At 63.8% G+C, this 12160-nt stretch carries 7 protein-coding genes; 6 read left to right on the top strand and 1 reads right to left on the bottom strand.

Translation table 11 applies throughout. From position 1 onward, the window contains the following. Positions 1-81: 81 nt before the first annotated feature. Entirely contained in the window at positions 82-693 is a 612-nt protein-coding gene (locus NDB2M4_RS12060; protein WP_072375310.1) for a Spy/CpxP family protein refolding chaperone, read from the top strand. An 80-nt stretch (positions 694-773) separates the two neighbouring features. Here the strand turns inward: NDB2M4_RS12060 and NDB2M4_RS12055 are convergent, their stop codons facing one another. Beyond that, entirely contained in the window at positions 774-3698 is a 2925-nt protein-coding gene (locus tag NDB2M4_RS12055; protein WP_072375307.1) for an Rne/Rng family ribonuclease, read from the bottom strand. Between the two features lie 858 nt (positions 3699-4556). Between NDB2M4_RS12055 and NDB2M4_RS12050 the strand changes: the two genes are divergently transcribed. From NDB2M4_RS12050 to NDB2M4_RS12025, 5 genes are all read left to right on the top strand, one after another. Further along, positions 4557-5768 (top strand): N-acetylmuramoyl-L-alanine amidase, encoded by a 1212-nt coding sequence (locus tag NDB2M4_RS12050; RefSeq protein ID WP_072375304.1) that lies wholly within the window; start codon positions 4557-4559, stop codon positions 5766-5768. A gap of 167 nt (positions 5769-5935) precedes the next feature. Further along, on the top strand, positions 5936-8575 hold the full coding sequence (locus NDB2M4_RS12045) for a penicillin-binding protein 1A (protein WP_083556250.1): 2640 nt from the start codon (positions 5936-5938) through the stop codon (positions 8573-8575). Between the two features lie 125 nt (positions 8576-8700). Further along, a protein-coding gene (gene prfB / locus NDB2M4_RS12040) for a peptide chain release factor 2 (RefSeq protein ID WP_139247232.1) occupies positions 8701-9832 on the top strand; the annotation gives its coding sequence in 2 pieces (ribosomal slippage) (positions 8701-8769 and positions 8771-9832; 1131 coding nt in all). A gap of 606 nt (positions 9833-10438) precedes the next feature. Further along, a complete protein-coding gene (locus NDB2M4_RS12030) occupies positions 10439-11347 on the top strand; it encodes an RsmD family RNA methyltransferase (protein ID WP_244536157.1) in 909 nt (302 codons plus the stop codon). Next, positions 11347-12159: a TrmH family RNA methyltransferase gene (locus tag NDB2M4_RS12025; RefSeq protein WP_072375295.1), complete on the top strand. Its 813-nt coding sequence runs from the start codon at positions 11347-11349 to the stop codon at positions 12157-12159. Before NDB2M4_RS12030 ends, NDB2M4_RS12025 begins: the two co-directional genes overlap by 1 nt. Position 12160 lies beyond the last annotated feature (1 nt).

Here is a 12160-nt window from a genome sequence, read left to right as displayed (position 1 = left end):
ATTGCGCTTTGCGCCGCCGTTGTTTGCTCAACAGCGGCGCAAAGCCAGTGCTGCTGCTGAAACAGATTAGGAGCCAATTCCATGAACAAAATTTCACGTGCGCTCGCGGTCGCACTAATGGCAGCGACGATCCCCGCGACCATTGTGCTCGCCCAGCAGCCCACCGCTGGTGATCAGCCCGCAGCCGAAAAGAGCGAAACGCGTCGGGGTCCCTCCCCCGAGACCATGGCGCGCCTCGAGGACGGTCGCATCGCTTTCGCCAAGGCTGCGTTGAAGCTGACGCCCGAGCAGGAGAAGCTCTGGGCCCCCGTCGAGGAGAAGATGCGCGCCAACTTCGCCGAGCGGCAGAAGAACCGCGAGGAGTGGCAGGCCAAGCGCACTGAGCGCAAAGCCAAGGGCGAGGAAGGAAAAGGCGAAAAGCTCGCACTCCCCGAGCGCATCGAGAAGCGCAGCGAACGCATGACCAAGGAGGCCGAAAAGCTGAACGAGCGCGCTGCCAAGTCGAAGGAGTTTGCCGAGGTTCTGAAACCGCTCTACGCATCCTTCAGCGAAGAGCAGAAAGACGTCGCCTCGCGCGTGTTGAGCAACTTCGGTGAAGGCAAGGGCGGTCATAAGGGTCCGCGCTGCGCCATGAAAGGCGGCTTCCGCGGTCACGGCCCGCACGGTGATCACGGTGGCCCGATGGCCGACTGACGCACTGCAGCGATCACCAAATAAGAAGGGCCGGAGCATCGCTCCGGCCCTTTCATGTTTCACGAACTCGCCGCGCCAGATCAGCCGCCGAGCTTGCGTTGCCACCAGCCCTTGCGTGCCGGCGCCGCAGAGGCGGCAGCCTCCTCGGTCACAGCTTCCTCGCCATCTCCGCGTCCAACCACGATCCGCTCCAGGCGCGGCTCGCTCGACTCGGTGCGGCGGCGGCGGGCAGCACGCACAGGCGCAGGTGCTTCCTCTGCCGCGGGTTCATCAGCAACCTCAGCTTCGACAATAGTCTCGTCGCTGGCCGCGCTAGGTGCCGGAGCGGCCACTTCGCGCTGCACTTCCTTCGCTGGAATGTCGTCATTGCCGTCGGCGGGAAGGCTCGCGAAGTCCGCAATCGCTTCCTCGTGACCCGGCGTCTCGGGTTCACGCGCGTCGGAATGCACCTCGTACGACGGCAGGTTCTCGCCGATGGTGGGCTGCTCGCCGAGGCCTGCAACCTGGACGTCGTCTTCCGGCGCCCCGTCCTCGGACTGCTCGCCAGCCTGCATCTCACCGTGACGCTCTGCCCGTTCGCGACCGCGGCGGCCACCACGGCGACCTCTGCGGCGGCTGCGTCCACGCGGGCGCTCGCCTTCTTCCTGGCCGTTCGGCTCACCCGTGTGCTCGCCGGCGGAATGCTCATGGCCCGCCTCATGATCATGATCGTGATCATGGTCGTGTCCGTTCGCGAGAGCTACGGCGCCGTCGCCGTCTTCGTCGTCGAACGGCACGTCCTCGACGTTGCCGCGGCCTTCATCCGAAAAACGTGCGCCGTTCTCATCGCGATCGCGACGGCCACCACGCCGGCGCCGGCGGCGTCGACGCGATCCGTTGCCCTGTTCGCCGGAGCGCTGCTCGCCATCGTGATCAGGCGCAGCCTCATCGCGCGGCTCGCGTGCCTCGCGCACTTCATAGACGCCGCCCTCGTCTTCGCCCTCGAAGCCCGATTCCATGTTGACGACGTTGCGCTCGATACGGCGCGGAAGCTGAGCCGGAGCAGCGCCCTTCTCGATGGTAAAGTTCGCGCCCGCGAGCTTGTCTGATCCGGTGACGATGATCGGCAGCCCGAGCCGCGTCTCCATATCGTTGATGAATGGACGCTTGTTATTGAGGATGTAGAGCGCCACCGCCGGCGTCGTCGTGGCGGTAAGCGGCGCGCGCGTGCCGGACATGATCGCGTCTTCGAGGCCACGCAGGACCGCGAGCGCAACGCTTTCCGTCGAGCGAATGATGCCTGTGCCCTGGCAGTGCGGGCACTGCGAGGTCGAGCCTTCGAGAACGCCCGTGCGCAGCCTCTGCCGCGACATCTCCAAAAGGCCGAAATGACTGATCCGCCCCACCTGGATGCGGGCGCGATCGAACCGAAGCGCTTCCTTCAACCGCCGCTCAACGGCGCGGTTGTTGCGCTTCTCCTCCATGTCGATGAAGTCTACGACGATGAGGCCTGCAAGGTCGCGCAGCTTGAGCTGCCGGGCGATCTCGTCCGCGGCCTCGAGGTTCGTATGATACGCGGTTTCCTCGATCGAGAACTCGCGGGTAGCCTTGCCCGAGTTGACGTCGATGGCGACCAGCGCCTCGGTCTGGTTGATCACCAGATAGCCGCCCGAACGCAGCGTCACGTACGGGCTGAACATCGCGTTCAGCTGCCGCTCGATCTGATAGCGCGTGAAGAGCGGTTCCGGCTCCTGATATTGGATGACATTCTTCGCATGGCTCGGCATGAGCATGCGCATGAAGTCCTTCGCCTCGCGGTGCGCTTCCCCGCCGGCGACCACCACTTCCTCGACATCCTTGTTATAGAGGTCGCGGATCGAGCGCTTGATGAGGTTGCCTTCCTCGTAGACGAGGCTCGGCGCCTGGCTCTGCAAGGTGAGGTCGCGCACGCTCTCCCACAAGCGCAGCAGGTATTCGAAGTCGCGCTTGATCTCCTGCGACGTGCGCGAGGCACCCGCCGTGCGGATGATCAGCCCCATGCCCTCCGGCACTTCCAGCTCTGCGGCGATGGCCTTGAGGCGCTTTCGATCCTGCGGCTGAGTGATCTTGCGCGAGATGCCGCCGCCCCGTGCGGTGTTCGGCATCAGCACCGTGTAGCGGCCGGCGAGCGACAGATACGTCGTCAGCGCTGCACCCTTGTTGCCGCGCTCTTCCTTGACCACCTGAACCAGGATCACCTGGCGGCGCTTGATGACTTCCTGAATCTTGTAGCTGCGCGGGCGACGGCGCGGGCGCGAAGGCAGTTCCTCGAGCGCGTCCTCGCCCGTCGACACCTGCTCGGGAGCCGGGCTGGTGCTGGCGACTTCGCGTACCGAAGCCTCTTCACCTTCCGAAGCGGAGGCGCTGTCGGCGGCTGCCTCGGCGCTCTGGCCTTCGACCGTGTTCTCGTTGGCGGCTACATCCGAGCCGTTCTCGTGACCGTGCGAGTGAGGCTCGGCGACGATCCGCTCATCGGCAACGACCGCCTCGGCGATGGTGTGATGCTCGTGGTGGTCGCCGTCGTCGTCGCCTTCCGACTCGTCCCCGTGCTGATCGTCGTCGTCCTCGTGCGAGCCGATATCGTCGACGTTGTCGGACGCATCGTCGTCCTCGCTGGACGAACTGGGCTTGGAGGCCGCGCGGCGACGCGCCAGCGCCTCGGCGTGCGCGTCGGCAGCAGCCTCCTCCTCGGCTTCCGCAGCCGCTTCCTCATCGAGGAGAGCCTGCCGGTCGGCCATGGGGATCTGGTAGTAGTCGGGATGGATTTCGTTGAAGGCGAGGAAGCCGTGCCGGTTCCCGCCGTACTCGACGAATGCTGCCTGCAGGGACGGCTCAACGCGCGTCACCTTGGCGAGGTAGATATTGCCCCGCAGCAGCTTGCGGGCAGCGGATTCGAAGTCGAATTCCTCTACGCGGCCGTTGCGGAGCACCACGACCCGGGTCTCTTCCGGATGCGTGGCGTCGATAAGCATCTTGTTGTTGGACATCTATTTGGATCCTCGGCGCGCCGGGTTGGCTGCCTACCGCTCCGCTCCGCAATCCTCGATCGAATCGGGGCGGGTGCGGGGAGGCGCCGGACGTTGGCGCGCATCGTTGTTTGTGATGGTTGGAAGAAGGTGGGTGAAGCAGTTGCGCGGCACAGTCTTCCGCCGCCGGTGGAGACCGGGCGTGCATTGAGGCGCGGCCAGAGGCGCGCTGAAGCTTGCGGACGACGGGTGCCTAAGTGTGGCATTCCAAATGGTCTTTCAAAGGGTTGAAGACAGGCACGGATATCGCGCTGCCTCCGGATTGCTCCCATGCGGTGGGGCGCCCGGGCGGTACTTCGCCTGCTCCGCTTGCCCTTCCTTTCCAAGGCGGCGGAGCAAAGAACTGCCGATGGCCAAAGTCTCGAGCAGCTAGCATTGTGCCTGGCGCAAGCGTGGCCCTCAGGCTCTCGGCTCCGCTGTCACGGGGGTGACCCGGAGCGAACTGCTTGCGGGCGCAGGGCAAACTGCTCGATCGTCGGTCTGCAGCGAGGCCGTCCCTCGCAGGGCGGCGAACCGGCGCGAACGAATGCGAACGTTGATCGTTCAACTCGTTCTTGCGGCGCACAAATGCCTAGCAGGGGCGCCGCTGCATCAACGAACTAGAAAGTACGGGTTCGCCGGTAAGCTTGCAAGCATGTTATAAGTGCATGCCAGCAAAGGCCTCGGCCAACCCTCTGCAATATGAGGGAAAATCCGAAAAGGTTTGGTTAACAGGGGGTTTGGGCAGCTTGCCGGGGGTGATCGGAGGGGATGCGGCAGCATCTGCAACATAACTTGGCTCGCATCGGGGGGGATCTCGTCTGCGGGCTTTTCGTGGCAATGGCACTCGCCGTGCAGCTCACTGCACCGGCCAGCGCTGAGCCGACCAGCGTCCACCGCAAGTCCGCAGCCGTCGAGGCGCGACGAGCAGAGCTCAAGTCGAACGGCGACACGACGACCTTTGTCCTCGGGTTGTCGTCGGGTGTGCGTGCGGAGATTTTTACCCTCGCCAACCCTTACCGCGTCGTCATCGATCTTCCCGACGTCGCTTTCGAGCTCCCCGATGGAGCCGGCCAAAAAAAGGAAGGGCTCGCCTCGGGGTTCCGCTATGGGCTTCTATCCGAAGGAAAAGCCCGCATTGTCATCGATACGGCGGGGCCCGTTCTCATTAAGAAAGCCGATATGCGGCCCGCGGGCACCGGCAAGGCCGTAGATCTCACCGTGACGCTGTCGCCGACGTCCGCCAAGGCGTTCGGCGGTGGCACCGGCGGCGGTCAGACCGCCCAGGTCGCCGCCACGCCCGCCCCCGATGCAGGACCCGCTGCCGTATCGAAGCGCCACCGCACCAAGCCCGTGATTCTGATCGACCCTGGCCATGGCGGCATCGACCCCGGCGCCGCCAGTGCCACCAACCTCAAGGAGAAGACCGTCGTTCTCGCCGTCGCTCAGGCTCTGAAAACGCAGCTTGAGAAAAGCGGCCGCTACGACGTGCGCATGACGCGATCGACAGACGTATTTATTTCGCTCGATCAGCGCCTTCAGATGTCCCGCGAACTCGACGCTGACCTCTTCGTCTCGCTTCACGCCGACGCGATTGCGCAGAAGCGCGCCAAAAGGGTGCGTGGTGCGACCGTTTACACGTTATCCGAGAAAGCCTCCGACGAGGAGGCGCAGATAATGGCCGAGAAGGAGAACAACTCCGACGCCATTGCAGGCCTCCAGACTGCGCACTTCGAGGAAGGCGGCGATGTCCGCAATATCCTCATAGACCTCCTAAAGCGCGAGACGTCGAATTTCTCTGCCGATTTCTCGAACACCCTCGTCAAGCAGCTCAAGTCGGCCGTCTCATTGTCCCAACGGCCGCAGCGCTCTGCCGCATTCAAGGTGCTGCGTCAGGCTGACACCCCCTCGGTGCTCATCGAGCTGGGTTACATGAGCCACCCCGAGGACGAGAAGCTGCTCAAATCCTCCGGTTGGCAACGGCGCGTGGCCACATCGATCACCAGTGCCGTGGACCAGTATTTCTCCAAGCGGACGGCGAGGGCACGCTGAAAAGGCGGCCATCTCCTTTCCGGCGTTATCTAAACTGCAGTGAGCGACGACTTGATGCCACAATCCATGGTAATGTCCTGCTTCGCGGCGTCGCCTCATGTAGCCTCTAGGCTCGCGCGGACATGCCAGTGCAGCCGAACCCCTACGCTCAACGGAACTAAAGGTTGATGCGCGAGCCTCCGCTATACCCGTCGGATCCCATCTACCCGCGCGATCACTATGGGCACGACCCTTACGGCCGTGGCCCCGCGCCGCCGCATCCGCGCGAGCCCAAACCCCCGCGTCAGCCGCGCAAGAAGCGCCGCAAAAGCCTGCTGCTGAGCCTGCTCGGCTGGAGCTTCGCCGCTGGTGTGGTTGTCTTCATCTGCGCTTCGGCCGCCGCCGGCTACCTGCTGTGGAAAACCTCGCAGGACCTGCCCGATTACGAGAGCCTCTCCAAATACGAGCCTCCCGTGATGACGCGCATCCACGCTCACAACGGTGCGCTCATCGCCGAATACGCGCGCGAGCGCCGCATCTTCGTGCCGATCAACACCATTCCCAAGCGCGTCATCGCAGCCTTCCTGTCTGCCGAAGACCGTCGCTTCTATGAACACGGCGGCGTCGACTTCCAGGGCATCGCCCGCGCCGTATTCAAGATCGTCGAAGCAAAGCTCAGCGGCAGCGACCGCCGCGCCGAAGGCGGCTCGACCATCACCCAGCAGGTCGCCAAGAACTTCCTGCTGTCGAGCGAGCGCTCGATGGAACGCAAGGTGAAGGAGGCAATCCTCGCTGTCCGCATCGAGCGTGCCTACTCCAAGGATAAGATCCTCGAACTCTATCTCAACGAGATTTACTTCGGCATCGGCGCCTACGGCATCGCGGCAGCGTCCCTCAGCTACTTCAACAAGGAGCTGCAGGACCTGACGATCGAGGAAGCCGCCTACCTCGCCGCGCTCCCCAAGGGCCCCAACAACTACCATCCGTTCCGCCGCGAGAAGCAGGCGCTGATCCGGCGCAACTGGATCATCGGCCAGATGGAGGAGAACGGATATATCTCCAGCGAAGAGGCCGAAGCCGCCAAGGTGAAGCCGCTCGGCGTCAACCTGCGCACCACCGGCGCCCATATCTTCGCTGCCGACTACTTCGCCGAGGAAGTGCGCCGCACGCTGCTAACCCGCTTTGGTGAGGACAAGCTCTACAACGGCGGCCTCTCCGTTCGCACCACGCTCGACCCGCGCCTGCAGCAGATCGCGCGCAAGTCGCTGATGGACGGCCTCGTCACGTTCGATCGCACCAAAGGCTGGCGCGGGCCTGTGACCAAGCTCGACATCGCCGGCGATTGGGGCAAGGCGCTCGATGAGGTGCCGCGCCCGCATGACATCCAGCCATGGCGCCTCGGCGTCGTGTTGAAGGTCGACGCGGCGAAGGCGATCGTTGGTCTGCGCCCCGAAAAGCAGCAGGACGGCTCCCTGGTCGGCGAGCGCGAGGCAATCGAGCTCACACTCGACGAAGTTAAGTGGGCCAAGACCAAGAAGGGCACGCCCAAAGCCGTCTCCGATGTCGTTTCGCCCGGCGATGTGGTCTACGTCGCGCCGAAGGACCCCGACAATGTCGCTGGCGTCTGGTCGCTGATGCAGATCCCGCAGGTCGGCGGCGGCATCGTCGCCATGGACCCCAACACCGGCCGCGTGCTCGCGGTCGTCGGCGGCTTCTCCTTCGCTATGAGCCAGTTCGACCGCGCCATTCAGGCCAAGCGCCAGCCGGGCTCTTCATTCAAGCCGTTCGTCTACGCTGCCGCACTCGACAACGGCTACAAGCCCACCTCGATCATCCTCGACGCCCCTATCGAAATCGAGCAGGGCCCCGGCCAGGACATCTGGAAGCCAGAGAACTACGAGAAAGAACATTCCGCCGGCCCTGCGACGCTGCGCTTCGGCATCGAAAGCTCGCGCAACCAGATGACGGTCCGCTTGGCGCAGGATCTCGGCATGCCGCTCATCACCGAGTACGCGCGCCGCTTCGGCATCTATGACGATCTGCTTCCGGTGCTCTCCATGTCGCTCGGCGCCGGCGAGACCACGCTGCTGCGCCTCGCCGCCGGCTACTGCGCCATCGCCAACGGTGGCCAGCAGGTGCGCCCGACGCTGATCGACCGTATCCAGGACCGTTGGGGCCATACCGTGTGGCGCCACGATCAGCGCGTCTGCGAAAACTGCAAGGCAGACGATTGGCACAATCAGGAAGAGCCTGAAATTCCCGATGATCGCGTGCAGATCATCGACCCGCACACCGCCTATCAGATGACATCCATCCTCGAAGGCGTCATCCAGCGCGGCACCGCGCGCTCGCTGAAGGCGCTTGAGCGCCCCCTCGCCGGCAAGACGGGCACCACCAACCAGGAAAAAGACGCCTGGTTCATGGGGTATTCGCCCGACCTCGTCGTCGGCGTCTTCATGGGCTACGACACGCCGACGCCAATGGGCAAAGGCAACACTGGCGGCAAGCTCGCCGCTCCGGTGTTCGGTAACTTCATGAAGGAAGCGCTTGCCGATCAACCAGCTTCCCCCTTCCGAATTCCGCCGGGTATCAAGCTCGCACGTGTCAACCTGCGCACCGGCCTGCGCGCCGGCGAAGAAGACCCGCAGAGCATCATGGAAGCTTTCAAGCCGGACGAAGAGCCAGACGATGCATACTCTGTGATCGGATTTACCGAGCAGGGCGGCACAACCGGCAGCAGCCCGCAAGGCGCGGTTGACGATTCCTTCTACGAGGCACCGGCGCGTCCACGCCCCGGCTACAGCGCCGGCCGCGGTGGCCTCTGGTGATGTGATGTTGGCCCGTTTTCGGGCGCTTCAGAGGGGTGCGGCGCCCTTTGCGTTGCCAGTCGGCCGACGCGCCATTATATGACGGCCTTCATATCCTGAAAATCGCACTCGCCTCGGAGGCCACGATGCGCGCCGAACCGCAGAAACTCGTCGATTCCATCACGGAGGCCCTGGCTCTCCTGCGGAGGCATCTTTGACTGGGATACTGCCCAGCAACGTCTCGCCGAGCTGAATAAGCGCGCAGAGGATCCGAGCCTCTGGAACGACAGTAAGGCCGCGCAGAAAGTGATGCGCCAGCGCCAGCAGCTCGAGCGTGCCGTCAAAACCTACCAGGACCTCCAGCGTTCCCTCGAAGATGGCGTGACGCTCATCGAGCTCGGCGAGGAAGCCGACGACGACGCGTCCGTCGCCGAGGGCGAAGCCATGCTCAAGAAGCTGGACGAGGAAGCGCAGCGCCGCAGCATCGAGGCATTGCTGTCGGGCGAAGCCGACGGCAATGACGCCTATCTCGAGGTTCATGCCGGCGCGGGCGGCACTGAAAGTCAGGACTGGGCTTCTATGCTCGCGCGCATGTACATGCGCTGGGCTGAGCAGCGCGGCTTCAAGGTCTCGACCTTGGAAGAAAGCGCCGGCGAAGAGGCCGGCATCAAATCCGTCACCATGGAGATCAAGGGCGAAGGCGCTTACGGCTGGCTGAAAACGGAATCGGGCGTGCACCGTCTCGTGCGCATCTCGCCCTATGACTCCAACGCCCGCCGCCACACCAGCTTTGCGTCTGTCTGGGTCTACCCCGTCATCGACGACGACATCGACATTCAGATCAACGAGAGCGATTGCCGCATCGACACTTACCGTTCGTCGGGCGCGGGCGGCCAGCACGTCAACACGACGGATTCCGCGGTGCGCATCACGCACATCCCGACCGGCATTGCGGTGGCGAGTCAGCAGGAGCGCTCGCAGATCAAAAACCGCGCGATCGCCTGGGCGATGCTCAAGTCGCGCCTTTACGAGTTGGAGCTCAAAAAGCGCGAGGACAAGGCCAACGCCGAAGCCGCGAGCAAGACGGAGATCGGCTGGGGTCACCAGATCCGCTCTTACGTGCTGCAGCCCTATCAGCTCGTGAAGGACCTGCGCACTGGAACGCAGAGCACCAATCCTGACGCGGTGCTCGATGGTGACATTGATCCCTTCATCGAAAGCGCGCTGGCTCAGCGCATCAAGGGTGGCGGCCCCGTCGAGGTCGCCGACCTCGATTGATCGTTCTGAAGGAAGATGGGGCAGAGGGTTCAGTGCTGCGGAGTCACCACGAATACACTGAACCCTGATGCCGTCGGCGTTTCGGTGCCTGAGCCCCGAGCCGCACTTACTATAACGCCGGAGAGGCAAACGATCCGTCTCCACGGCCGGCGTTAGTCGCTTAATTGGAATGAATAAGCGACCCAACATGAGCCGCAGATGAACGGATCTGCCCTCCGACGAGACTTCACTCCGCCGCGGACATGAAGCGATCAACTGTCACTGCAAAGTGACCGCACCAGTCCTTGGACTCGACCATCGGCCATGCGGCCGGCGAGTTGCTTCCCGCTTGCGCTGTCGGCGGGTTATACCGGCAAAGCCCCGCTTCGTTCCGATGCTGCTTGGCAGACTTGCTATGGGTGTCGAAAAACTGGCAGTTCCCGCATGCACACGTCGTCATGTGAATGCCTCCATTGGCTTGTTTCCAGAAGTGCCCACCCGCCCAGAATGCTGCCTTCTCATTCGCCGCGAGGCCATTAATGGGGGTTTAGCCTAACGCATCGACAAGGAAGCCCGGCGCATCTTAAGTGCGCTTCAGAACCATCCGACCGCCGACAGGGGCATGCCTTGCTGAGCAAAGAAAACACGATCACGCCCCCCGCGGAGCTGACGCTCATCGAGACTGTGGGCTTTCCCGACTACGCCCTGATCGACAGCGGCAACGGCCGCAAACTCGAGCGCTTCGGATCGATCATCGTCGATCGTCCCGAACCCCAAGCGCTGTGGACCCCTAACGCCGAGCGCGAGTGGAAAAAGGCGCACGCGGTCTTCGCCGGCGACGACGACGAGGACAAAGGCCGCTGGCGCATCGACAAGCAGGTTCCGGAAAGCTGGCCGGTGAAGATCGGCGACGTCACCATGCTCTGCCGTCTGGCGAGCTTTCGTCACATGGGCCTCTTCCCCGAGCAGTACCCGCACTGGCAATGGATGCTACAGCGCATCGCGGAAAAGCGCGGTGAGCCAGCACGCGTGCTGAACCTCTTCGCCTACACCGGAGCCGCATCCTTGATTGCGGCCGCCGCTGGCGCTCACGTCACGCACGTCGATGCCTCCAAGAAGGCGATCGCATGGGCCAAGGAGAACCAGGCGGCATCTGGACTGACATCTGCACCGATCCGCTGGATTCTCGACGACGCGGCAAAATTCGTCGCCCGCGAGGTGCGCCGCGGCAAAACCTACGACGTCGTCCTTGTCGATCCGCCGAAGTTCGGACGCGGTCCTGATGGCGAGGTCTGGGATCTGTTCACAAGTCTTCCTGCGTTCATGAAGGATTGCGCCGCATTGCTGGCGCCGGAAGCGTCCCTTGTGCTCACGGTCTATGCCATCCGCGCGTCGGCGCTCGCCTTCGAGCAGCTGTGCCGCGAAGTGCTGGCCGTCAGGAAAGGCACTTTCGCCGCCGGCGAACTGGCGATCCGCGAGGAGCACGGCACGCGCGCGGTGCCGACCTCGCTTTATACGCGCTGGAGCGATCGGTAATGTCCGCGCCCAAGCTCATCACCAGCTTGCAGAACGATCGCGTGAAAGCCATCCGCGCGCTCGAGATGCGCAAGGAGCGCAAGGAGACAGGGCTCTTCGTCGCCGAGGGAACATCGCTACTCGTCACCGCGCGCGACAATGGCTTTGTCCCTGAAACGTTGGTGTTTCGCTCCGACGCCGACATGAGCCCCATCGCGCAGGGTCTCGTCGACTGGTCGTTGAAGTCCGGCGCGGAGTGCCTGGAAGTCTCTGAAGCCGTGCTGGGCAAGTTGTCGTCCAAGGACAACCCGCAGAGCATGCTTGGCGTCTTCAAGCAGCGCTGGATCGACTTGCCCAAGGCCGCTGATATTTCACCGGGCAGGCTCTGGATTGCGCTCGAGGAAGTGCGCGACCCCGGCAACCTCGGCACCATCATCCGCACCGCCGATGCCGTCGGCGCTGCCGGCATCATTCTCATCGGCGCCAGTTGCGATCCCTATTCGCACGAGTGCGTGCGCGCCACCATGGGCTCGCTGTTCGCCATGCCGCTGGCGCGTATGCAACGCGAAGCCTTCCTCAAGTGGATCGCCGGCTGGCAGGGTGACATCGTCGGCACGCACCTGAGCGGCACCGACGATTTTCGCGCCGTCAGCTACCGCACCCCGACGCTCCTGGTCATGGGAAGCGAAGGCCCCGGCATGTCGGATGCGCTCACCGCGGCCTGCACGCGCCTCGTCAAAATCCCGATGTCCGGCAAGCTCGACTCTCTCAACCTCGCTGTCGCCACCGCGCTGATGCTGTATCAGATCCGCGGCCCGCAACTGAGCCTTTAAC

The sequence above is a fragment of the Hyphomicrobium sp. NDB2Meth4 genome, from assembly GCF_900117445.1.
GTDB lineage: Bacteria > Pseudomonadota > Alphaproteobacteria > Rhizobiales > Hyphomicrobiaceae > Hyphomicrobium_A.
The sequence above is the reverse complement of the archived record's forward strand: the minus strand, read 5'-3'. Positions and strand labels throughout refer to the sequence as shown.

What these genes read in the sequence shown, in the direction of transcription:
- NDB2M4_RS12060 (WP_072375310.1), top strand. Translation starts at nt 82, where the DNA reads ATGAACAAAATTTCACGTGCGCTCGCGGTCGCACTAATGGCAGCGACG.
- NDB2M4_RS12055 (WP_072375307.1), bottom strand. Translation starts at nt 3,698, where the DNA reads ATGTCCAACAACAAGATGCTTATCGACGCCACGCATCCGGAAGAGACC.
- NDB2M4_RS12050 (WP_072375304.1), top strand. Translation starts at nt 4,557, where the DNA reads ATGGCACTCGCCGTGCAGCTCACTGCACCGGCCAGCGCTGAGCCGACC.
- NDB2M4_RS12045 (WP_083556250.1), top strand. Translation starts at nt 5,936, where the DNA reads ATGCGCGAGCCTCCGCTATACCCGTCGGATCCCATCTACCCGCGCGAT.
- NDB2M4_RS12025 (WP_072375295.1), top strand. Translation starts at nt 11,347, where the DNA reads ATGTCCGCGCCCAAGCTCATCACCAGCTTGCAGAACGATCGCGTGAAA.